The 23,130-nt window shown below is 47.9% G+C and carries 17 protein-coding genes; 13 read left to right on the top strand and 4 right to left on the bottom strand.

The annotated features are described in order from the left end of the window. The first annotated feature begins 26 nt into the window (after positions 1 to 26). The 3 genes from QL234_RS09625 (at position 27) to QL234_RS09615 (ending at position 5,083) form a co-directional block, all read left to right on the top strand. On the top strand, positions 27 to 2,153 hold the full coding sequence (locus tag QL234_RS09625; protein WP_281557602.1) for a YcaO-like family protein: 2,127 nt from the start codon (positions 27 to 29) through the stop codon (positions 2,151 to 2,153). 26 nt (positions 2,154 to 2,179) lie between these two features. Further along, positions 2,180 to 4,012: an asparagine synthase (glutamine-hydrolyzing) gene (gene asnB, locus QL234_RS09620; RefSeq protein WP_281557601.1), complete on the top strand. Its 1,833-nt coding sequence runs from the start codon at positions 2,180 to 2,182 to the stop codon at positions 4,010 to 4,012. 129 nt (positions 4,013 to 4,141) lie between these two features. Beyond that, positions 4,142 to 5,083 carry an FHA domain-containing protein gene (locus tag QL234_RS09615; protein WP_281557600.1) on the top strand — a complete coding sequence of 314 codons (942 nt, stop codon included), beginning with the start codon at positions 4,142 to 4,144 and terminating at the stop codon, positions 5,081 to 5,083. A 78-nt stretch (positions 5,084 to 5,161) separates the two neighbouring features. Here QL234_RS09615 and QL234_RS09610 read toward each other — a convergent pair whose 3' ends face one another. Together QL234_RS09610 and QL234_RS09605 are read right to left on the bottom strand one after the other, a co-directional pair. Continuing rightward, entirely contained in the window at positions 5,162 to 5,881 is a 720-nt protein-coding gene (locus tag QL234_RS09610) for a hypothetical protein (RefSeq protein ID WP_281557599.1), read from the bottom strand. A 127-nt stretch (positions 5,882 to 6,008) separates the two neighbouring features. Further along, on the bottom strand, positions 6,009 to 8,471 hold the full coding sequence (locus tag QL234_RS09605; protein ID WP_281557598.1) for a PilZ domain-containing protein: 2,463 nt from the start codon (positions 8,469 to 8,471) through the stop codon (positions 6,009 to 6,011). A gap of 454 nt (positions 8,472 to 8,925) precedes the next feature. On the opposite strand from QL234_RS09605, the gene QL234_RS09600 reads away from it, so the two are divergent. From QL234_RS09600 to QL234_RS09565, 8 genes are all read left to right on the top strand, one after another. After that, positions 8,926 to 10,755 carry a VWA domain-containing protein gene (locus QL234_RS09600; RefSeq protein ID WP_281557597.1) on the top strand — a complete coding sequence of 610 codons (1,830 nt, stop codon included), beginning with the start codon at positions 8,926 to 8,928 and terminating at the stop codon, positions 10,753 to 10,755. 75 nt (positions 10,756 to 10,830) lie between these two features. Further along, positions 10,831 to 11,436 (top strand): sigma-70 family RNA polymerase sigma factor, encoded by a 606-nt coding sequence (locus QL234_RS09595; protein WP_281557596.1) that lies wholly within the window; start codon positions 10,831 to 10,833, stop codon positions 11,434 to 11,436. Then, positions 11,426 to 12,415, top strand: coding sequence for a hypothetical protein (locus tag QL234_RS09590; protein ID WP_281557595.1), 990 nt, complete (start codon positions 11,426 to 11,428; stop codon positions 12,413 to 12,415). The genes QL234_RS09595 and QL234_RS09590 overlap by 11 nt, the downstream gene beginning before the upstream one ends. 179 nt (positions 12,416 to 12,594) lie before the next feature. Then, entirely contained in the window at positions 12,595 to 13,149 is a 555-nt protein-coding gene (locus QL234_RS09585; protein WP_281557594.1) for a sigma-70 family RNA polymerase sigma factor, read from the top strand. Next, a complete protein-coding gene (locus QL234_RS09580) occupies positions 13,146 to 13,850 on the top strand; it encodes an anti-sigma factor (RefSeq protein ID WP_281557593.1) in 705 nt (234 codons plus the stop codon). Before QL234_RS09585 ends, QL234_RS09580 begins: the two co-directional genes overlap by 4 nt. A 145-nt stretch (positions 13,851 to 13,995) precedes the next feature. Further along, positions 13,996 to 15,636 carry a DUF4331 domain-containing protein gene (locus tag QL234_RS09575; protein ID WP_281557592.1) on the top strand — a complete coding sequence of 547 codons (1,641 nt, stop codon included), beginning with the start codon at positions 13,996 to 13,998 and terminating at the stop codon, positions 15,634 to 15,636. 10 nt (positions 15,637 to 15,646) lie between these two features. Then, on the top strand, positions 15,647 to 16,174 hold the full coding sequence (locus QL234_RS09570) for an Ig-like domain-containing protein (RefSeq protein WP_281557591.1): 528 nt from the start codon (positions 15,647 to 15,649) through the stop codon (positions 16,172 to 16,174). 63 nt (positions 16,175 to 16,237) lie between these two features. After that, positions 16,238 to 17,320, top strand: coding sequence for a hypothetical protein (locus QL234_RS09565; RefSeq protein ID WP_281557590.1), 1,083 nt, complete (start codon positions 16,238 to 16,240; stop codon positions 17,318 to 17,320). A gap of 52 nt (positions 17,321 to 17,372) precedes the next feature. On the opposite strand, the gene QL234_RS09560 is transcribed toward QL234_RS09565, so the two are convergent. Further along, the gene (locus QL234_RS09560; protein ID WP_281557589.1) at positions 17,373 to 19,190 is read right to left on the bottom strand and encodes a HAMP domain-containing sensor histidine kinase; all 1,818 of its coding nucleotides are present in this window, start codon (positions 19,188 to 19,190) and stop codon (positions 17,373 to 17,375) included. Between the two features lie 22 nt (positions 19,191 to 19,212). Beyond that, complete coding sequence (locus QL234_RS09555; RefSeq protein WP_281557588.1) at positions 19,213 to 19,905, bottom strand: response regulator transcription factor; 693 nt, start codon at positions 19,903 to 19,905, stop codon at positions 19,213 to 19,215. 179 nt (positions 19,906 to 20,084) lie between these two features. On the opposite strand from QL234_RS09555, the gene QL234_RS09550 reads away from it, so the two are divergent. Both QL234_RS09550 and QL234_RS09545 read left to right on the top strand, forming a co-directional pair. After that, complete coding sequence (locus QL234_RS09550) at positions 20,085 to 21,191, top strand: hypothetical protein (protein WP_281557587.1); 1,107 nt, start codon at positions 20,085 to 20,087, stop codon at positions 21,189 to 21,191. A 290-nt stretch (positions 21,192 to 21,481) separates the two neighbouring features. Further along, positions 21,482 to 23,098 carry a hypothetical protein gene (locus QL234_RS09545; protein ID WP_281557586.1) on the top strand — a complete coding sequence of 539 codons (1,617 nt, stop codon included), beginning with the start codon at positions 21,482 to 21,484 and terminating at the stop codon, positions 23,096 to 23,098. Positions 23,099 to 23,130: the final 32 nt, after the last annotated feature.

Here is a 23,130-nt window from a genome sequence, read left to right as displayed (position 1 = left end):
AACAAGTAGTGAATATTGAGGTAGTTGTGCAAGAAACTGTCACCTGGCATCCGAAATTTAATGTTTATGTGCTGGAAAATAAAGATCTTTTGCTGGTCAGTGAAAGCGACTCCTTTATGCTCAGTCATATCGACTTTCCCGGTATTAACCTCATCGACGGCATCAATACTTTGCCGGATATATTATCCGGTTTACTGCTTGAGCCGGATAAAGGGGCGGCTTTTCTGCAACAAATAAAGGTGTTGAAACATCAGCAGATTTTATCAACTAACCAGGAAGTAAGCTGTTATATTAATCAAACGGTAGCAAGGCGGGGGGTTATTGAAAAATCGGGTGAGCTTTATTTTATCAACCTGTCCCAGGAAACTGCGGAGAATATTGCCCATCTGGCGGATATGTTTACTGCCGTTAAAATAAAACGCACATCTGAGCGCAGGCTCTGTTTTGTGCTGGTGGATAGCTTTTGCCAGCTGACAACCGGGCTCGGCGATATTGAGCACTATGATTTGTGCTTTATTAAAGTGACCGGGGAGAAAATCCTGGTTTCTCCGCTGATCCCAGGAGCAAGTGCCGGCCGTTTTTGCCGGGCATTGCAAAAGCGGCTCACGGATAACAACCCGGTACTTTCGCTGGTTAAACGTCTATTTCCCGGTGATAGCAGATGTATTCCCTTTACCGTCGGCAGGCAATATAGCACCGAGCTGCAAGGGATATTCACCCGCCTGCTGAGTGCGCAAATCCATTCACCTCAGCAGCAATTGATTTCTCTGGAAGTTGCCGGCAATCAAGTCCAGGCCCATCCTTTAGTATTAGCCGGGGAAGGTGATGAGGATTTTTCCAGGCAAATCCTCCAACCTTTGCTTTTACAGAGCTGTCCGCTGGCATTTAACCGAGATGGCGGCTCCCGCACGCTTGCTGCGGAGCAGACATTGCAAAACATTACGCCGTTTATCAGTCCGCTGACCGGGGTGATCACACATCTTCGCCCGGTGAAAGGCACCGAAAGCAATGCCATTAAAATTTATTCGGCGGCGTTTTTTAAATCCCCGGCGGCAAAAGATGGTTTGCAACTAGACAACAACCGTTTTGTACAGATCTGCATGGGTAAAGGGGTCGGTGACGTCCAATCCAGGGTCAGCGCTTTATGTGAAACCATAGAGCGTTACAGCGCCCTTTACCAGGGAGATGAGCCGCTGCATTTGGCTGCAGCTCAAGAATTGGATAAACCTTATTATGACTTCCAGCAATTGGCGCCCTACAGTCAGGCACAATATCAAAAGTTCGCAGATCCCAAACATGCGGATGCGCAGTTAAAGCAGGCGGCCCGTAGATATGACGGCAGCAAGATACACTGGCTTCCCAGCTGGTCATTGACCACAAAAGATCAGGTGTATGTGCCGCTGGCATCCTGTTTTGCCAATATTCCCTTTGATGATGACAGGTTTGGCCGCTGGCATTCTAATGGCTGTGCCGCCGGCAATAACCTGGAAGAGGCGATACTGCAGGGGTTATTTGAATTAATAGAGCGGGATGCAACTGCCTTGTGGTGGTATAACCGGCTTGAAAGACCGGCATTTGACCTGAACAGGCTTGATAGCGGACATTTTGATAAACTGAAATCAAGCCTTGGCGGGTATGACTTTTGGGTGCTGGACCTAAGCCATGATATCGGGGTGCCGGTGATGGCGGCTGTTGCCCGGGACCTTAAAGCTGGAGGGTTGAGTTTTGGCTTTGGCTGTCATTTACAACCTGAGCTGGCAGCGCAGCGGGCGTTAACGGAATTATGCCAGCTTATCCCCATCCGCGAGCAAAAGGGGGCGTCTTTTGATTTTAATGCCGTCAGGGAAGAAGCTTTTTTATTGCCAGCGCAGCAAGCAAAAACCATCAAGGACAGCTTGATATCAAGCGGCGATCTTAAAACCGATATCCTCAATATCGTGGCAAAACTTGAAACCCTGGGTTTTGAAACCCTGGCGGTGAATTACTCCCGTGCACCTTTACCCATTAAAGCGGTGAAGGTTTTTGTGCCCGGACTTTGCCATATCTGGCCCCAGCTGGCGAACGAACGTTTGTATCAGGCGCCGTTAACTTTAGGCTGGCTGGATAAGGCCAATACGGAATCGAGCATTAACCAGCAAGCGCTTTATATCTAAAGGTTTTATTTTATGTGCGGTATTTTATGTGCGGTATAGTTTTTTGTTATTCACCTCCTGCCTGTGATACATCCGATATCAGAGAAAGGTTTCGCAGCGCCGTCTCTGCCCTGGCCCATAGAGGGCCGGATGATCTCAGGCTCTGGTTTGCTGAAAAAAACCAGGCGGCTATCGGGCATACCCGGCTGGCGATTAATGATGAAATTGGCGGCCATCAGCCGATGCATTCTGCTGATGGCCGCCTGACAGTTGCCGTCAATGGCGAGCTTTACAATAACCGGGACGAACTGGAAAACCTGGGAGCGGTATTTACCACGTTAAGCGACAGCGAGTATTTATTGCATTTAATTGCCGCTAAAGGTATCGAGGCAGTAAAGACCCTTGACGGCGAATTCTCATTTGCCGTCTGGGACAGGGACAGCAAAACGGCCTATCTGGGGCGGGATCGCCATGGCATTAAACCCTTATTTTATTGTTCATACCAGGGACAAATACTGGCGGCGTCAGAAATAAAGGCCCTGCTGGCTTATGGTGTGCCGGCTAAATGGGAGCCGCACTATTTGCAGCAGGCGGAATACTTTGTACAGACAAGCAATCAAACCTTTGTGGAAGGCATCTACAGCTTGCCGCCGGGACACCTTTTAAAAGTCTCGCAAGCAGGAGTTGAACATTTTCCCTATCTGGAAAAGTCGCCGCTGGAGCCGTCGGCTTTTCCCCCGGTGTCAGCGACTTTTGAACAGGCCTGCACCGAGTTTGAAAGCTTGCTGTTTCAGGCAATAGATAAGCGGCTGTTAAAGGATAAAAGTAATCAGGCCTATTTAAGCAGCGGCATTGATTCCTCTGTGATCACGGCAATAGCGGCCCGGTTAACCGGCTCGGTAAATGCCTACAGTATAGGTTTTGAAAACCGGCACCTGGATGAAAGCCGACAGGCGCAAGCTTTTGCCGGGGAAGTCGGGGTTCACCATCACATTGTTGAAGTTAACGACACTGTGCTGGCGGATAACTTTGCCCATGCCGTTATTCACTGCGAAATGCCGGTGCCAAACATTAATGTCGCCGCCAAACTCTATTTAAGCAAAACATTAGCCGCTGCAGGCCATAAAACCGTGCTCACGGGGGAGGGGGCGGATGAATCCCTGTTGGGTTATGGCTTTTTCAGGCAAGATCTGACCGGGCCGTATAGCCAAGTACATGTCTTTCCGCAACCTTGGCACAAAACGTTAGAGCTGCTGAAAAAACAAACCGGGCAATTGCCTGCCCAGGTCGTGCATGCCTTGCCGGTAGCATCGATATTAGCCGGGTTAAGAGTTGATGGCGAAAATACCGCATCCTTATCTTTTAGTGCTGGTAATGGGCTCGGCAATGCCCGTCACCCTATCGAGCTATCGCAACGGTTACATTATCAGTCGGTCTTTCAAAGTTATAACTTAGGCGCATTGGCAGACAGAACCGAGATGGCCAATGGTATTGAAGGGCGGCCACCGTTCTTGGATAATGCCCTGGTGGCCTTTATTCATGGTTTACCCGTGAACTATAAGTTTGACGGGTTAACCGATAAGCGTATCTTACGTCAAGTTGCCCGCAAATTTATACCGGAAAGTTATGCCAGACAGGTAAAAAGACCTTTTATCGGTGCACCGGCAAGCCTTAATAATAAGGGGCCTTTGGCAGAGCTTTTTCAGGGATATTTTCTTGATCTGGCTTATCTGCCGGATTGCTATTGCAAAGAGAAGGTGGCCAGGCTTTATCTTGAAGCCTGCCAATTAGACCTGGCAGAGCAGGCCGGATTGGATCCTGTTTTTATGCATTTGAGCAGTTTAATGGTATTGCAAAAACACTTTAGCCTGAGTTTATAAAACACAGGGAAAGCTTTAGCAATCAAGGTTTCAATATAGGCTATGCGGATTAAATAATTTACTTCATCCGAGAAAACAGTAAACTTGAGCTAAAGCTCGAAGCATAAATAAAAACACAAGGGAACTTAGATGGCGATATTACTCAATCTTAATACGCAAGATGTAGTGAATCTGTCAGTACAGCATGTTTTTGGCCGTCATCGCGGGGCAACCAATACCGAATTAACCAACCTGGACGCCTCACGTTTGCATGCCACTATTTTATGGGACGGCGAACATTGGTTATTGCAAGACAGCAGTACCAACGGCACTTTCGTTAACGGCAAGCTTGTCCCTAAGGGCATAAAAATGCCTTTATCTTTGGATGATAAGCTCAATTTTGGCAGCCTGGAGGCGGAAACCTGGCAAATGCTTAATCTTGATGCCCCCAAAAGTATGCTGGTGCCGCAAACACCGGGACTTGAGCGGCTTATGCTTGAAGATATTATGGTGCTGCCCAGCGAAGAGTCTCCTGAAATTACCTTGTATCAAAATACCTGTGGCAACTGGGTTTGTGAAAGTGCGGCCGGAATTTCTGAGTTAAAAAACGGTGATTTGGTGGGGACGCAAGAGCATATCTGGCGTTTTGTTGAAACCAAACCCAGTGAGGCGACCCGGGTTGTCAGCGGTAATTACCAGCAGTTGACCCGGTTGGGCATGACTTTTGATGTCAGCCAGGATGAAGAACATGTTGCCCTGACGGTGCAGATGGGGGAGCACCAGATAAATCTGGAGCAGCGTAATCACCACTATTTATTGCTGCTGTTGGCCCGTCAGCGCCTGACCGATAAAGAGGCGGGCCTGATCAAAGCCGATCAGGGCTGGCTGGATAAAGAAGCCCTGGGCAAGATGCTTAAACTCAATGAAAATCATATTAATATCCAGATCTACCGTTTCAGAAAACAGCTGATCAGTGCAGCGCCTCAGTGCCTGGCATTGCCGCAGGCCATCGAACGGCGCTCGGGAGAAATTCGCCTTGCCTGCGACAGCATAGAAATCAACGGCGGTATGCAGTTATCGGCATTTAATTGAAGGCGATAACCACTCAAGCTTGCCTTGTTGCTACAGTGACAGCCTGTGCCGGTTAAATACCGGCACAGGCTATAATCACTAATAGACGATTTCAATCTGTTCAAGGGTTGGGGTGTAATAATGTGGCAACCCCGCCGCTTGTTCAGATGAGATGGAAAAAGTAAAATTGCTCGGTTCTGTACGACGGCGGTGGTCGAAATACGGGAAACCGGACATGGCAAAACTGATATGCCAGTCGCTGGCACTTTGAAAATCGATGTTGATGGCATCGCCTAAAAGCCCTTCATCCTGGGTGATATCCCAATAAATGATGGTACGTTTATTCACGTGATCAACTTCAAATTCCAGGTAATCGGAAAAGTGCTTTTGCCCATTGTTCAGGCCGCGATACCGGGGGGCGTCCGGATTGCTGGTATCATTTTTCAGGTAAATATTGGTGGCCTCATCCATGCTGCCGGGAATGTTTGCCGGGTCGAGATCGCTGGGATAAATATAGGTGATCTCATGAGGCATAATTATTTGGCCTTTAAACGGCAATTTTACCGCCAGGGTTTGCTGCGGGGTCAGTTCATCGCTGATATAGTCGCAATCGCTGCGCCCCGGGGTTAAGCATAAACGTACGCTGCCGTCACCGTTATGATCTCCCGGATGGAGGATAACAAAAGACGTGCCGTCGGGGGTTACGTTGACCGCTTGTATGTTACTCTCTGACAAGGCACGCACTTCTTGAGCCCATGGCTGTCCCGGGGCCGCTAAAGCATATCCGAGCAGCCAGATAGCAAGTTTTGCTGGTTTCATATAATCTTCCTTGATAAGTAAAATGTATTCCTGTCACACTGTTGATACCGATAACTACCTTGTCGGTATCAACAGTGTAACGAACCTTTTACTTCAAGGAACAGTAGGAACTCAGCCAAATTTTCCCTTAACTCGGGTTTCTTGCCGCTGTTTTCGGCTGTGTTTTTAAGGCCATGCGCTGCAAGGTTTCAGCGGTAATATCGACAATATTGAGTACGCCTTCCACTTTAGCCAACTCGTCTTTGATACCGTCGATGCGATAGCGGGAATAGGTCTTTAATCCGGCAATGCGGTCGTCGATAAACTGGCAGTCAACTTCCGGCGTTTTTAACAACTCAAGTTGCAACACATAGACTTCGCCGCGGGTACGGGCATTACTTAAAAAGATCTCCCTGAGCTTAGGGGAGGTCAGCTCCGATGAAAACTTGCTGATGATTTTGATTTCATCCTTGTTTTTGTTATCGACAAAAATAAATAACCTGGCTGTTAACGGCTGGTGCTTATGGCTGAGGCATTTAAACTGGGTCGACTGCATGATGTCATTGAGCGGTGAATTTAAAATCGGGTAAAGGTTAAAATCGGTATTGGCCTGGCCGGGCAATGCCTCGTTTGTCCTCTTTTTTACCGGCTCAGCGCTTTTATTGGCCTGTGCTTTGTTTTTCGCGATGCTTTTCGCCGAGCATACCGACAATAGCTGGTTTAATGGCGATTTATTCCTGTGAGTGGCTAAACGCGAGGCCTGGTAACGGCTTTTTTGCTTCGATAAAAACACTAGGTTAAGTTGGCCGTGTTTGGTGTACAAGCGGCATAAACCTTCCGACAGGCCTTTGTTTTTGGTCGGGGTTTTATCCACTTGCTGGTCGACATAATCTTTAAGCAGGTGGAAGAAGTTCTGGTTATCGATATTGTGTTCAAGCGAAGCGGATTTTAAATGCAAAATGGTTTTTGATTCATTGATGGCCACTATAGCAAACGGACGGGAGCTGCCATCTTCCGGTGTTTTTCCCGGCAGTTCTATGGTCAGCAAATCTCCCGATTTGGCGGTAATGGCGGACTCTAATTCCACCTGCAGTCCGCGCACCGAAACATTTTTGCTGTAGCCGATATAGCGGCTGTCATTTTTAATAACCCTTAGCTGCATTTTGTAGTCGTAACGGGCTTCTTTGCGCTTGGAAATAAATTTCACCGGAATAATATCCGTCGCTCCTGACTGACCCGCCACCATAAAGCGGCGTAATTGCTGCAAATCCTTCGAGCTGGCGCTAAAAGCTTTTGCCTGATAATCTGCCAGCATCTCGTCGTGGGTGATATCTGTGATGGCGCCGCAAAAACGCAGCTTTTGCAGCCTTTCTTTGGCTATCGGCGCCAGGCCGTCGGCTTCAAGCCCCAACTGGTCAAAGCGGCTGCTGATAATGGCCAGCTGCAGTTTAAATACGCGCAGGCTTTTATATTTTAATCCCAACGCGATAAAGGCGGGTAACAGCCCGGTTTGCTCAAGCTCTTGTTCGGTGGCGACAAAATAAAGGCGGCTGTTTTGTTTTACCAGGGTAAAACCGTACAAAGCCGTGGTAATGCCTGATTTATTTTGTTGCAGCAGCAGTTTAATGCGCTTGGGGGTTAAAGCGAAGGGTAAAATGTTTTGTTTGTTCTGGTTATGCCAGTAGTCCAATGCTTCCTGGTTCCGCTCGGAAGAAAGGATATAATTGAGCTGCCCCTGGCCATTGAAAAATAGCGGCAGGGCGCTGCTTTTTGGCATATAAAGTTTTTCATAACCCTTGTTTAGCAATACCGGCTCAAGATCCGAGGCGTCTACCCGGTTAAATACTTTTTGAGACTTGATAAAAGTGGTTAAAAACTCATCCAGCTTGGCATTAGAGCTGGTACGCAAGGCCCGTATCCAGGTTTTTTCGTCATTGCTGTCAACAGAGACTACTTTATAATTGACAAACTTCTCCAATATTTCGCCGACATAATTTTTGGCTATTTCGGCAAACTGTATTTTAAATTCCTGACCTTTGGCGAGCTTGGCCTCTTCCGGCAATAAAAAGCGGATACCGACGGTGGAAATATCTGCTGTAAAAGTGGTCAATTCCTGCTCATCTACGGCCAGCAGGATTTCAGAGCGAAAGTGGATACGGTCTTCGTTGCGGGTGCGGTAGTCGCCAAAATATAAATGCTCAACATCAAAACGTTCGAAATTTTGTGAAGCTTGCTCCAGCTCCTGCAAGACATTGGCACTGGAAGGATCCGTTGCCGCGGCAAGCACGGCTTCATAGACACCAATCGTGTATTCGCCGCCATATTGTTTGATCAGATATTCAAAAATACTGACGGATTTTTGATCCAGGTAATGGGTGATGTCGGCAAAAACATAATCTTCGCACGCTTCTTTGGTTTTACGGCGTAAATCTATGGCGCGGACACAAGCGGTTTTTAACCGTGCCAGCTCCATTTTGATCAAAAAGCGGGTGCTTTTATTTTCTTTTGGCGTCAAACTGATCAAAGTAGATTCAAGCTTGTTCTTACAGGTAATGGGAATTAACGCATTGATCAGTTTTGTATCGTATTTCTTGTTATTAGTTTGCAACATATTGGTATCCATACAAATGTTTTACAGCCTTTGCCCTAAAACAGTCTGTTTAAGCCCTCCGAAAAGTACGTGTTTACCTGGATAACGGATGAATAGGATATTCCTCTGGTGTCTACAGCCAAGCTATTTTTATTTTTGGCTACAGGCACTTCTGGTTCCGGCGTTTATCAGCCACTTCTGCGAGTGAACAGCTAACAATTTGTTTATGCCAGAACAACAAAGTATCTACAAAAGCATGTTACCTCGTGCTTGCCATTAAATAAACCCAAACTCTTTGTTATTTGATCCAATCGGTTAATCATTTTGCTTGTTAATAACTTAGGGCGGCATTATTGATAAATAAGCGACAAAAAAAGGAGAAAAATAAAAAATAAGTTTTTTATCAAAATTTTTAACCCTTTTACTTTTTTGTTTCGTTTATAGGGGTATCAGTTATCAAGAAGAAGCAAAAATTATGAAAGTATCATTTCTAGATAAAGGCTCAGATAAAGCATCTGGCAGCTGCATTCCCGCAGTCATTTTGAGCACTTTGCTGGCAACCGGTTGTTCCTATCAGGAGCAACCGGCAAAAAATGAGCAGCAAGAAACAACCCAGACGCAGCAGGTTGGTGGACAAACGGCGAAAACAGAGCAAGCCAAGCCACAACCTCCCGTTGAGATAACACCCGAGGCATCGGTTGCTGAAATAGCGGCCGTTGACACGGTTCAAGCGAATGCGGATAAAAAAGTTAAACGCAGCCAGGCACAACGTCTGGTCACCACCATGGAATATCGCGGTCCCGCCAGTATGCCAAGGCCACCATTACCCGGTCCGGGCTTTCCTGGCGATGTTGATCGGGAAAATTATGCCAAGATGGATGAAAACGGCGTTTTCAGGGTAGATGAAACCCCGGTCTCGACTTTTTCCATTGATGTTGATACCGGCAGCTACAGCAATATGCGCCGTATGATCAATCAGGGACGGTTGCCGCCGGGGGATGCTATCAGGGTAGAAGAGCTGATCAATTATTTTTCTTATTTGTATCCTGTGCCGGATACCAAGGCAGCACCTTTTAGCGTGACCACAGAAATGGCGCCGGCCCCCTGGAATGAAAAACGCCAGCTATTGCGCATAGGCCTTAAAGGTTATGAGCTGGATAAAAGCCAGATTAAGGCGGCCAATCTGGTATTTTTACTGGATGTTTCCGGTTCGATGAACCAGGCAAACAAATTACCCTTACTGATAAAATCCCTGAAAATGCTGACCCGGCAGCTTAACGAAAACGACAGTATTTCCATTGTTGTCTATGCCGGTGCCAGCGGCGTGGTGCTGGAAAATGCCAAAGGCAATGAAACAGCCAAAATCGCCATGGCCCTGGATAAGTTGCGCGCCGGGGGCTCAACCCATGGCTCGGCAGGCATAGAGCAGGCCTACCAGCTGGCGCAGCAATATTTTATTACCGGCGGTGTCAACCGGGTGATCTTGGCCACAGACGGCGATTTTAATGTCGGTACCGTTAATATTGAAACCTTAAAAGATTTGATCGCCCGCAAACGTGAAGCGGGGATCGGCTTGACCACCTTAGGTTTTGGCGCAGGTAATTACAACGACATGTTAATGGAGCAACTGGCGGATGTCGGCAACGGCAATTATGCCTATATAGATACCTTAAACGAAGCGCGCAAAGTGCTGGTGGATGAAATCAGCTCGACCTTACAAACCATTGCCAAAGATGTGAAAATCCAGCTGGAATTTAATCCTGAGTTTGTCGCTGAATACCGTTTGATCGGCTACGAGAACCGGCTGTTAAAACGCGAAGATTTTAATAATGACAAAATAGATGCCGGTGAAATCGGCGCCGGCCATACGGTGACCGCCCTGTATGAGCTGACCATGGTGGGTAGTGAGGCGTTGCGTATCGACGATTTGCGTTACCGCAAAACTAAAGCCGCCGATGCCAAAATCACAGTGCCCGGTAGCGGGGATGAAGTTGCCTACCTGAGGCTGCGTTATAAAGCACCGGAAGGCGGCTCAAGTAAATTGCTTGAACATGCCATTACCTTTAAAAGCGCAGCAAAAGACTTGTCCCGGGCCAGTGATGATTTTCGTTTTGCCGGTGCGGTTGCCGCCTTTGGACAATTACTAAAAGGCGGGCATTTTACTGAAAATTATGGATATAATGAGGTCATTACCCTGGTAAACGGTGCTAAAGGCCCGGATAACTTTGGTTATCGCGGAGAGTTTTTACAACTGGTGCGTACGACGCAGGCATTGACAGATAAAGGCATCAGCGACAGGCAATAAGTGATGATGCAGGTTTTACAGGGGATGCAAACATTTCAGGCAGGGCTGAAAAGGCAAGGTAAGGCAAAAAATTTAATGCAAAATGAGGTTACAGAACACCCGCTGGAGTCACTCGACGACGAGGAGCTTATGGCATGTTATCAACAGGGGCAGGTAGCTGCCTTTGATATGCTTTACCACCGGCATAAGGGACCCTTATACCGTTATTTCCTGCGTCAGTGCCGTGAAAAAAGCCTGGCGGAAGATTTATACCAGGATGTCTGGAGCCGGGTAATAAAAGCAAGCGAAGGCTATCAGCCCAGTGCGAAATTTACTACCTGGCTGTACCGTATTGCCTATAACCGTATGGTAGATCATAGCCGCACCTTAAAAACAGCCAATAAGTTTAACAGCCCGGCGCAAGAAAATATGCCAGAGGCGGTTATCGCCGAAGGGCAAGATCCCCGGCAGCAAAGCGAACAGGCACAGCAACTCGGCTATTTAAAACTGTGCCTGTCGTTATTACCGCCCAAGCAGCTGGATGTTTTTATGTTAAAAGAAGAAGGGGGTTTTAGCGCCGCGATGATCGCTGAAATTGTTGAAGTATCGCAAGAGGCCATTAAAAGCCGATTAAGGTATAGCTATCAAAAGTTGCGTGAATGTATTGCCGGTAAAATGCAGGGGGCCGCTGATGAAAGATAACCATGAAAGTGATAACAGGGCAGGCGCTGAGCAGGAAATTAGCAACTTGTACCGGAAAATGGCGAAAGAACAGCCACCGGCGGAGCTGGATAATACCATTTTACATCTGGCAAGAAATAAAGATGTGTTAATGGCTGAAGCCGAGGTTAAACCTGTCAGTTTAATTGAGCGAATTAAGGCCCGCAGTGGTCCGCTGGCCATGGCGGCTTCTGTGGTGCTGGTGGGCAGTGTAGTGTTATTGCAAGACTGGCGTCAGGAATTGGTGCCAAAAAGGTACGGCCCCCAGTCAGGTGACTATGATCATGTCACACCGCAAGCTGAACAAACATTGCAATCAGCACCGGCTTCTTCTGCGGCACAAGCCCAAAAAGAGACGGGGGGGTTTGAACAAGTTGAAAGCTATCAAGGTGCTGAGCAGGCCAGAGACAGCATAGAGCAGCAACAAGAAAGTGTTGTCCTGGATGAAAAACCGTCAGCAAGACAAATTGAGACCCGGGCACAAAGTCGCTTGCGCTCACAGCCCGAGATTGAGCAGTTATTACCTGCGGCCGATACGCAATTGGATAAAGTCCGGCTAAAAGCCGAATTTGCCGGGGCAGGCCAGGAGGCTGCGGCAAAAGTGCCCGAGGTACAGGCTTTTACAGCCCCGGCTCAAAGAACCGGAGCCACGAAAGTCTATGATCGCCCGGCAAAAATGCAAAGTAAGGATAAAGCAAAGCAGGACAGTCAGCAGCTGGGAGTTAAGGCAACTTCAATGAGCTTTTCGCAAAAAACAGCAGCAAGCCATGATTTGCTACAGCAAAAGCGTATTGCCGCCTGGTTAGCCGAGATAGATCAACTGCTTGCAGCCGGCGAACAGGCAAAGGCTGTTGAGCAGTTAACGGCTTTTGTCGCCGCCAATCCGGATTATCCCTTAGCTGAAAAGTATCAAAAGTTATTGCCTCAGCCTGAATCGCAACTTGAAAACAACAAGCACTGACTGAAGTTGTTTAAACATACGCCGCTCCCGTTATTTTCCGGGGCGGCGGCTGATCATCATTTCTGTTTTTTTACTATCTCCCTTAAAGCCGAAATTTTACCAATTATCCAACCGCCCTGAAAAACATGGCTATAATTTTCTAGATTAGTTGAGGCAAATCTGCAATACCCGGGAGCCAAATGGATCCACAAGAGTATTTTTCCCTGCTCAGCGCCACTTCACAGGGAGATAAAAAGGCATTTTCAGCCCTTTATCAGGCCACGGCAGGTAAATTATTTGCCCTTTGTTTAAAGATCCTTGGCAACAGGGCTTATGCCGAAGAAGCGCTGCAGGATGCTTTTGTTAAAATCTGGCATAACGCCGGAGAATACCAGGCGGCGAAGGGGGCGGTAATGACCTGGATGACCAGTATTGTACGTTATCGCTGCCTGGATATGTTACGCCAGAAAAACGTCAGAAAAGAGCTGGCGCTGGATGAGGAAGGTGTGAATCACAAAGTTAGCAGTCAGCATGGCGCAAATAACTTTGAGGATGAGCTTAGTTATGAAGAGCACAGCAAACTTGCCGACTGTATGCAGGCCCTGGAGCAGCAGCAAAAACAGGCGATTCACCTGGCTTATTTTAAAGGTTTGAGTCACCATGAAGTCGTGCAATATATTCATTCTCCCTTAGGTACGGTTAAAAGCTGGATCCGCCGTGGCCTGCTACAACTGCAGAGGTGTTTATCCCTATGAATTATGAGGATCCCGAGCTGATTAACAGGCTCAGTGCCGAATATGTCTTGGGGACCTTACGCGGGCGTGCCCGGCAAAGGTTCCAGCGCCTGATGTTGTCTTCCCCCCGGGTACGCCAGGCAACCTGGCAGTGGGAGCACCAGCTAAATCAAATGGGCAATAGCATCACTGCCGTGCCTCCTAACCCTAAGGTGTGGCAGAACATTTCACAACGCATTGATCCGCATCAAGTCGGGGTAAGTGAAGCGGTTAAAGCCGAGCCTGTTAAGCTATTTCCTGCGCTTGCTCGTTTGTGGCAAGGGGTTGCCATTACTGCCGTGGCGGCAAGCCTGGTGCTGCTTGTTTTCCTGTTGCAGCCAAGTGTGCCGGTTGAAAGTGAACAGGTGGCTTTAGTACAAAATGAGCAACAACAAGTGTTATGGCTGATTGATGTCAAAGAAGCGCAACTTAATATCAAGGCAAGCTCCCTCCTGACGGTTTATAGCGACAAAGATTATGAGTTGTGGATGGTATTAAAGGGACAGGATAACCCGGTCTCTTTAGGTTTATTGCCAAAAACCGGCAGCCGTATATTAGTGAAAAAACCACAATTTAGCGCCGATGATATTAGCTTGCTGGCGGTAAGCCTGGAACCGCTGGGCGGCTCACCAACGGGAGCGCCGAGTCAAGTATTGTATACCACTCCACTGATCTCCCTGTAAAATCGTTTTGCTCCGGCCTGAAACAGGGCCGGAGCTGCTTTTTCCGTCAACCGTTTATTCTCTTTTAAAAATATCTTTTTGTGCATCCGCTTTTCTTTTTGCCGCGTAACTAGTTATGACGCCATCAGCTAAAAAGGAAACCGTCATGAAAACTTTTTATTCAAGCTTGTCTCGGGGAATTGCCTTCGGGGCCTTTGCCGGCGCTGTTATTGCCGGTGCTCTTATCAGTAACGGGTTTATTGCCGGGCAAGTGCAGGCTTCCAGTCACCGCGAAGCCCCTAATATCAGCCGCTTCCCGACCCTGGACTCAACGGACTTTTTTGCTTTTAACAGTTATGAAGCCGGCCGGGAGGATTATGTGACCCTGATCGCAAACTATATCCCTTTGCAGGATGCCTACGGCGGCCCCAACTATTTCGCCATGGACGCAGATGCGGTTTATAACATACATATTGATAACGACGGTGATGCCATTGAAGATATCACTTTTGCCTTTGAATTTAACAATGCTTTGCCAGCAGTTCCTTCATCAAACGAGCAGGGCCTGGCATTAACCATAGGTGATGAAGATAATCTGAAAACCGTGGCGGTGCCGTTAAAAAATATCGGTGCAATCAGTTTTGCCGATCAAAGCGCGGCAAATTTTATCGAGTCCTATCAATTAAGCATACGTTACGGCGAAAAGGGCAAGTCAACTCCGTTGACTAACCCGGAAAATAGTCAGGATTTCTTTTATAAGCCGCTGGATTATATCGGCTTTAAAACCTTTGGCGCTGCCGGGGGCTATCAGGCTTATGCCGAGCAATTTATTTACCCGCTGGATATTCCCGGCTGCGACGGCGCGGCGAAGGTCTTTGTCGGGCAAAGAAAAGATCCCTTTGTCGTTAATTTGGGAAAAATCTTTGATTTGGTGAATTTCGTGCCGGTAGAAGGGGACAGCGCGCCCGGTACCGGTGACGGCGGCGGCTTTCCCGGTGGCATCACCCAGTCTGCGGATAACGATGATTTAATCGATAAAAACGTTACCTCCCTTGCCATTGAAGTCCCTAAGTCTTGCCTGACCGGTAAGGGCAACGGCAGTATCGGCGCCTGGACCAGTGCCCGGATGCCTCAGGTACGCATTTTAAATCCCAGGGCGACCTTTGCCCGGCCCGATATCAGCGGCGGTGCAAAAACCCAGGTTTCCCGCCTGGGAGCGCCGCTGGTGAATGAGTTAGTGATTGGCTTAAAAGATAAAGATCGTTTCTCCAGCGCCAAGCCGAAAAACGATGGCCAGTTTGTTGATTATGTCACCCATCCCAGTCTGGCGGAATTGTTAAATATCTTGTTTAAAGATGCCGTAAACCAGACGTTAGGCACGGACATCGCCACTCTGGCACCGACAAATTTTCCCCGCAATGACTTAGTCACCGCGTTTTTAACCGGTTTTTTCGGGGTTAACCAGCTCGCTGAGATCACCCCGTCGGAAATGTTAAGGCTCAATACCCAAATCCCTTCGATAGCAGCAAATCAGCAATCTCCGCTGGGGGTTATTGACGGCGATCTGTCGGGTTTTCCAAATGGCCGCCGCCCGGGAGATGACGTGGTTGATATCGCCTTGCGTGTGATCATGGGTCGTTTGTGTTATCCGATTGATGTTAATGGCACAGCGGTTGAGCTGGGCTTGTGTACGCCTTCTGATGCCAGTGTCGGCCTGGCGCCTTTTACCGATGGCGCTCCCGGTCATGCCGGTATGATGAAAACACGTTTTCCCTATTTAGCCGAGCCCGTTCCGGGGTCAAGGTAAGGAGCAGCTCATGATTTATCTTAAAAGTATAACCAGCAGTAAGTCATACCAACTGCTGGCATTATCTCTTGCCCTGGTGCTGTTATCTGCGTGTAGCAAAAATCAGAAAGGTGCCTCGGATGAGCCGGTAAACCTGGCGCCCGAGGTGATGGCGCAAGCCTTTAGTACGCAAACCGAGAGGGAGATCCGGGATAAGCTGGTGGCGCAAGATCCCGAGCGGCAGACGTTACGTTTTACCCTGGTGCAAGGTCCTGCTTTAGGTCGGGTAACCCTGGCAAAAGACGGTAGTTTTAGCTACAGCCCCGATGAGGAAACGACAGGCAGTGACAGCTTTATTTTTAGTGTCAGTGACGGGGTAAATCCTGAGGTGACGGCCAAGGCAAGCATCACCATTACCGCGCTCATGGTGGATTTCTCCCGTTTTAGCCGTGATGCCTTTGCGCAGCAGGCAAACGATGTGCCTGTAAAGCTCAACGGCCGGATATTTACTTATGATATCGACTCGAGCGATTTTTATGCGGACTTGTTTGTTTTTTAACACTTGATAGTTGGCCGTTAATTTCAACCGGCCAGGGACGGCCAAATGCACAGAGGAATTGATATGAAAAAGTTATGTCTTATCTTAAGCGGCTATGTCTTGATAGGCATTATTTGTTATAGCCGGTTAATCCAGGGCCACGGCTATATTCCTGCCGCCGATGCCGAGCATAGCTGGGGGAGTTCCGCCGGGGCCGTCACCGGCAGCCCCCGGGAAATGCTGTCCCTGGCAGAGCTGGCAGTGTTACTTGAACGGGGGCAGCTGCTTGGTCAGTCGGAGTGGATGGCTGTTAAGATCAAACGCCAGATACACAGCTATTATCACCAGGAGCCGGGTATCAAAAGTGCTTATTTATATGCCAAGTTATTGCAGCGCGAGCATAAATTTTCTCAGGCGCTTGATGTTTTGACTGCCTTGCTGGAACAGGCGCCCGAGCAGGCCAATGCCCGTTTGCTTCAGGCTAATATATTGATGGTACAGGGGTTTTATCATAAGGCCAAACAAAGCTGTCTGGCCTTAACCGGGCATATCGCACTCACAGCTGTTGCCATTTGTGCCCTGGATGCTGACAGCCAAGATTTGGGGCAGCAGGCCCGACTTAAGCAAAATTATCAAAGTTTGATAAATTTACTGGCAAAAGACAAACAGCCGGAGCAAGCGATACTGCTGTGGGCAAATCAGGTGTTGGCGGAGATGGCACTGAGGTTAAACCGGCCCCTGGCTGCGCAGCAACACCTGAGGGGGATAGCCCTTTCCCGGGCACCGGTGAGTTTGATCGCCTTGTGGGCAGATATTGAGTTGGCGCTGGGACATGATGATTTACTGCTAACAAGGCTTCCCGCTTTAGCCATTCAAGCACAAACCCAGAGTTTGCCTGATGCCATATTGCTGCGCCTGGCGATTGCCGAAAAAAACAGCAAGACACAAACAGCAAACAACAGCCAATGGCAAGCGCTGATGGCCGAGCGGGTGAAGTTAAGAGAAAGCCGCCGCGAAAACGATCATGGCGCGCAGCTTGCACGCTATTACCTGGATGTTCACCCCGACAGCAACAAGGCAAAACACTGGGCCGCTATCAATTATCAGCAGGCAAAAATGGCCAGTGATCGGGCATTATTGGACCGGGCGCTGTCTCCAGGCGGATGATAGGGTTACCGACCTGGCTTGCTGGTGAGAAACTTGTCTTTAGAAAACTCCGTTAATACCGGGCATTGAAGTCAATGGCAAAAGCTACCCCGATTTCTTTGGGTATCAGAGTAATGCTGGCCTGCTGCGCCAAAACCAGTTGTTTGACTAACGCCAGGCCGATACCTGTGCCCGGTGTCGTGCGGGTAAGTTCATTGCCGCAGCGGTAAAAGAGTTCGAAGATTTTATCTTGCTGGTCGGGGGAAATGCCGGGACCAAAATCGCGGATTTCCAGCTGGATTTTATCCGCTTTGCTGCAGATAAAATTCAGCGCTATGCCGCGGCGTTGCTTATCGTCAATTTCGGCGGTATTAAAGAACTTTACCGCGTTGTCCACCAGGTTGATCATCACCTGGGTAAAGGCATCACTGTCGACACTCAGGCGTGCACCGCCGGTTAACCCTTTATCCAGGGAGACGGTTAATTGAAAATCATGCTTTCTCAGCAGTGAGTCCAGCTTGGATTTGATCATATCCACCAGGGTATCAATTTTGATATATTCCAGCGCTACCCGGGCCGGTTGGCGACTGATATGGGATAATTGCAAGATATTGTTGATCAACCGGGCAAGGCGCTCGCTTTCATCAAAGATAAAATGATGATAGACACTTTGCCTGTCTTTGTCGGTCACCATCTCAGATTTGAGCATCTCAGAATACATCAAAATCGAGGTTAACGGCGTTTTCAGTTCGTGGCTGACGGAGGAGACAAAATTCATACGCTGCTCTGCCAGGGCTATTTGCTTTAAGCCTAAATGGTAAAAGCCAAGGCAACCTGTGATAATGATCAAAAATAACAGGCCGATAAAAAAGCATACATAAACAGAAGCGGGCCCAAGCGGCAGGGTATCTGTGCTAAAGGTCAGCTCTATATCCTGGAATAGTCCCGCTAAAGCTCCCTGGTAAAGCCTGGTATTTTTTAGCTCATCGATCATGGCGGAATCGCTTGCTGTTAAAGCCCGGATCCCTGACTGACCGGCTTGGTCGATTTGATAGGTAAAATATTGCTTGTCTGCGTTTTCATCGCTCCTGGTGGTGACTGTCAGTAGTACGGTATTTTCATAACGGGCCAGGTTAAAATAATCAAGCAGCAGGCGCTGTAAAAATTGACTTTTATTGACAACAAACCCCTGAATGAGCCTTTGCTGACTTAACCAGATATTACGGTAGAAAACCAGGTGTTCACCATCCAGACTGGTTAACTGAAAAGCTTCCTGGTTTGCTGTTATCTCTTGCCCGGATGAGAGCTGACTTTCTTCCTGGTGCTCTTCATCTTCAGGCCACAGCTGTTCTGTGCCCGGCAACGGCTTTGCCTGTAACAGGCCGCTTGCCTGTACCAGCTGTTTTATCCTGCTTTGGCTGGTCAGGCGCTGCTCTATTTCATCCCATTGCAATTGGCTATTTTCTGTCGCGATTTCTCCGCGGCTGGAATAAGGCAGCAATGGGGTTGTTAAAGTACCGGTTGTATCGATTTGAAAATACCCTATAAAGCCGATATCTTTGGGGTAGTTTTCCGGGGTGGCCAGGGGAGATAAGGCCTTACGCCAGGACAGGTCAACCGGGCTTTCCAGCCATTGATAGAAGTTATAACTTTCCTGGGACAGCTGCTCCTGTGCCTTGATTCTTTGTTTGAGTATTTTGTTGACTTGCGCCTGGGCGTTGGAAGATTTCCAGCGGTACTGAAAATACATTTCACTTTCAAATTGTTGGTAGCCGTATGAAATAATGATGGCTAAAGGGATCACCAGCCCCAGGAAAAACAGTGTTACCACCAGGCGTAAATGGTTGATGTTTTGTTGAAAGATGGCGATATGTTTTTTGGCAAATATCAAGAATTGTCTCCAGCGGGCTGGCCTAAAGCATGAGTTTGTAACCTTCGCCGCGAAAGGTTACCAGGATTTTTGGCTGTTTAGCATTTAATTCAATTTTTTTACGCAGTTTGGCAATATGAATATCGACGGTGCGGGTATCCGGCTCGGCGGATTTGCTGTAGCCCCATACCGCTGTTAATAATTCGCTGCGCGGCACAGGCCGTTTACGACGATACAATAAACTGAGGATATCCACTTCACGCCGGGTGAATACCTGCTGTTTTCCATAGACAGTGCCGGATAAATTGCAGACATCTATGATAATATTTTCCCCGAGTTCCAGCGTGTCGCTTTCCTCGTGCCAGCCGCTGCGCCGTAAAATGGTCTTAATTCTCAAGACCAGCTCCTGTACGGAAAAAGGCTTGGCAATATAGTCGTCGGCCCCTAAGGTCAAGCCGTTGATGATATCTTCTTCCGAACTTTTTGCCGTGAGCATCACCACGGGCTGTTCTCTGGAGGCTTTCCTGATGGCATTGCAGATACTAAAACCATCCAGTCCCGGCAGCATCACATCAAGAATAATGCAGTCAAACCCTCCCGTGAGCGCCTGTTCCAGCCCGCTGTTGCCATCTTGCTCGGTTGCCACCTCAAAGCCATGATAAACAAACAGGTCGGTTAAACCGTGCAGTATGCTGATTTCATCTTCGACTATCAATAACCGGGGTTTTCTATTCAAGGGAACTCCACTTCACTCACACTTTTGGCTTGCGCCACTATAACAAAGTTTTATCTGCAGCCTTTGTAAAACTTATGTAAAAGTTTGCCGGTTTTTTTTACTTAATTGGCCTGTTTTGTCCTGCCACTGGCTTTTACTATCTGCTTATCCATTTTTTAGTCTTGATTAGTGAGGAAAATATGAAATCTTTTTTAATGTTAGTTTTTGCCAATTTGCTGCTTTTCTCCGGTAAATTGTTCGCCGGTGTTATCCCTCTGGATAACCAGCATTGGCAGTTTTCAAAGGACCAAGCCAGGTTTGTTGATTATCAGGGACGACCCAGCATCAAAGTCTCGGACAGGGCCAGGGTAAAACTCATCGGAGAAAACTTCCATAACGGTGTGATTGAATTCGATATCCGCATACGTAATAAAAGGGGGTTTCCCGGGATACATTTTCGCGAATCCGAAAAGGGCAATAGCGAAGTTTTTTATCTCAGGCCAAATGCTTCGGGTACAAGCTCGGCAAACCAATATACCCCTTCATTTAACGATATTTTTGCCTGGCAGCTTTATACCGGCGCCCGTTATGGTGCAGCGGTGAGTTATCACTATGATAACTGGAACCGGGTCAAGCTGGTGGTCAGCGGGGAAAAAATGGATGTTTATATCAATAGTGAAAAGCCGGTGCTGCATATTGAAAAGCTGGCCCATGGCGATATTGCCGGGGGGATTTCCTTCCAGGGATCCTTGGATGATTATTACTTATCCAATATTCGTATCAGCCATCAAAAGCAGGTAAAAACCAGGGGCACTGCTGTCGCGCTTAAGCCGTTACCTGAAAACCTGGTGTCTGTTTTTTCCGTTGCTACCATGGCGGTAGCAAGTGATGACGTTGAAGCAAAAGGCATGCTGGAGCCTTCCCTGATAAACAGGCAAAACTGGACACAGCTACCAGTGAATGAGCTGGGTATGGCAAATCTGGCCAGGGTTGCCGGGCGGACTAAAACTGAAAATACCTTGCTCGTGAAACTAACCCTTGCTTCAGATCAGGCACGTTTGCTCAGGCTACAATATGGCTTTAGCGACAGGTTGACCCTTTTTGTTAATGGTCAAGCCCTGAGCCACAGCGATCATACTTTTAAAAGTCAGGACGACAGATTCTACGGCACGGTAGGCTTATTTGACAGTGTATTCCTGCCGTTAAAGTCCGGGCAAAACGATATTGTTTTTGCGGTAACCGAAGGTTTTGGCGGATGGGGCTTGATGGCGGCGCTGGAACAGGTAACGGGAGTGAATATTATTTAAGCCGGTGTTGCACCGGAAAATAAAACTAGCGCTTTCACCTGTGATTGTTTGTTTCATTTGGTGAAAGCCCTGGTGATAATCAGCGGGATAAACTCAGACGCTATTTCAGGCTAGCACGCCTTATTTACATCCTGTAAACCTTGCCGATTACTTGTGCTAATAAAAATTCTCATCTACATTTCATCATAATCCATTGGTGATCATTGCGTGTGGTCAACCAGCGGGTTATTTACCTGACTTAAAAATTCGATCTTATTTTACGGTCGATAAACAGATAATAAGGGAAGTAGATGTCAACAAGGACGATTATCGCTGAAACCTCTGTATCGCATTTTTTAGCGGATGAAAAATCCCGCCAACTGGCCTTATCCCACTGTGATATTGTTCACTTTACCGATGGCCTTGCCAGCGAAGAAGATATTCGCCGCCTAAGTGATTTAGTCAAAGGCACACACGGGCAAGCGGCAGTGAAACTTTCTATGTCTATCCGGGCAAAAGAAGATCTTACCTGTGCCCATGACCAGCTGTCCTTATTCGCACTGCAGAGCCATATTATTAAAGTCATGGACAGAGTGGACTTTTTTGAACTTGATGCCGAATTTGATCTGGTCACTCCGCTGCTGAATTTGATCCCGGCCGAGAAGCGCATCATTACCCGCAGGATATCGACGCTTGCCAAACACCCGGATACCGGCATACCCGCACGGCAGACCAAAGGTTATAGAACCCTCGCCCAGCAATATCGTAGCGACAGCGACTTTGATGCTTTTATCTATCGCCTTATCTGCCCCGAAGGGTTAACGGCGCTGGAGTTTTTGCATTATAACGATAGCGATAAAGTCACGGCATATGATGAAGCCGAACAGGAGGGCTGGAGCCGCATTTGTGCCTTTTATAAAGGCGCCAGGGTTATTTTTGCCAACTTGCAGCCAAGCTCTTTGTTGTCGCTAATAGCGATGGAGAAAAATTATTGTCTCAGTACCTTGCCCGAGGATATCAACGGTGTTTACGGCATTATAGGTGATGCCATTAAGCACTCCCTTTCTCCTTTGACCCACAATGCCGGTTTGAGGGCCTTGCAATATCCGGCAATTTATTTGCATTTTAACATTCACAGCCAGCAGACTTTAGACAATTATATTTCGCGATTGGCCGCCATCAACTTACCCTTGCGCGGTTTAACGGTAACGGCGCCGCTTAAAGGCAGTATCAGCCAGAATTATCCTGCCAGCAGGGAGCTGGTCAAACGTACCTGCTCAGCCAATGTCTTGAAAGTCGATAATGACCAAATTCAGGTGGATACTACAGATGATGTCGGCCTGACACTGTTGCTGGAGCAGCATAACGTTGAGATATCAGGTAAACGGGTAGCCGTGCTCGGGTGTGGCTGCTCGGGACGAATTGTTGCACAAACCTTGTATGAGCAAGGGGCGGAGGTGACGTTATTTAATCGCGGGGTGCAAAGGGCGGCCCTGGCGCACAAATTACTTCATTTACCTTGCTTATCCCTTACCGATTTACAACTTGACGCCTTTGATGTGCTGGTCAATACCATACCTTTCGAGCAAGACTCAGATATGACTTTCGATCCGGACTGTCTGCACAAGGAAATGATTTATATTGATTTTGTTTACAATCAATTTCCAAATGGCTTATTGCACAGGGCAAGTGATAAGGGCTTAAAGGTTATTGACGGCCTGATGATGCTCAGAAGTCAGTTATTGTCACAATTTTATCGCTTAACCGGCCAGTTATTACCCCCTGAGGCCTGCCAGGTACTGGATTGTGTGATTGCGGATAAAAAGTCCCGGGGGATAACGGCAAAGGAGCGGGCTGTTTCGTTTAACAAGTCAAGGGATAACCACCAGCTAACCGGTTCACCGAAAACCTACCGGGAAATCTGTTGAACTAAAGGATAAAAAGTCAGGGAGAGCGGGTT

The organism is Thalassomonas sp. RHCl1 (assembly GCF_947387555.1).
Classification (GTDB): domain Bacteria; phylum Pseudomonadota; class Gammaproteobacteria; order Enterobacterales; family Alteromonadaceae; genus Thalassomonas.
The sequence above is the reverse complement of the archived record's forward strand: the minus strand, read 5'-3'. Positions and strand labels throughout refer to the sequence as shown.

Excerpts from the sequence above, each read along its gene's own strand:
- QL234_RS09590 (WP_281557595.1), top strand. The coding sequence starts at position 11,426 with ATGAAAGATAACCATGAAAGTGATAACAGGGCAGGCGCTGAGCAGGAA.
- QL234_RS09610 (WP_281557599.1), bottom strand. The coding sequence starts at position 5,881 with ATGAAACCAGCAAAACTTGCTATCTGGCTGCTCGGATATGCTTTAGCG.
- QL234_RS09575 (WP_281557592.1), top strand. The coding sequence starts at position 13,996 with ATGAAAACTTTTTATTCAAGCTTGTCTCGGGGAATTGCCTTCGGGGCC.
- QL234_RS09595 (WP_281557596.1), top strand. The coding sequence starts at position 10,831 with ATGCAAAATGAGGTTACAGAACACCCGCTGGAGTCACTCGACGACGAG.
- QL234_RS09565 (WP_281557590.1), top strand. The coding sequence starts at position 16,238 with ATGAAAAAGTTATGTCTTATCTTAAGCGGCTATGTCTTGATAGGCATT.
- QL234_RS09550 (WP_281557587.1), top strand. The coding sequence starts at position 20,085 with ATGAAATCTTTTTTAATGTTAGTTTTTGCCAATTTGCTGCTTTTCTCC.
- QL234_RS09580 (WP_281557593.1), top strand. The coding sequence starts at position 13,146 with ATGAATTATGAGGATCCCGAGCTGATTAACAGGCTCAGTGCCGAATAT.
- QL234_RS09600 (WP_281557597.1), top strand. The coding sequence starts at position 8,926 with ATGAAAGTATCATTTCTAGATAAAGGCTCAGATAAAGCATCTGGCAGC.
- QL234_RS09615 (WP_281557600.1), top strand. The coding sequence starts at position 4,142 with ATGGCGATATTACTCAATCTTAATACGCAAGATGTAGTGAATCTGTCA.
- asnB (WP_281557601.1), top strand. The coding sequence starts at position 2,180 with ATGTGCGGTATAGTTTTTTGTTATTCACCTCCTGCCTGTGATACATCC.
- QL234_RS09585 (WP_281557594.1), top strand. The coding sequence starts at position 12,595 with ATGGATCCACAAGAGTATTTTTCCCTGCTCAGCGCCACTTCACAGGGA.
- QL234_RS09545 (WP_281557586.1), top strand. The coding sequence starts at position 21,482 with ATGTCAACAAGGACGATTATCGCTGAAACCTCTGTATCGCATTTTTTA.
- QL234_RS09605 (WP_281557598.1), bottom strand. The coding sequence starts at position 8,471 with ATGTTGCAAACTAATAACAAGAAATACGATACAAAACTGATCAATGCG.
- QL234_RS09570 (WP_281557591.1), top strand. The coding sequence starts at position 15,647 with ATGATTTATCTTAAAAGTATAACCAGCAGTAAGTCATACCAACTGCTG.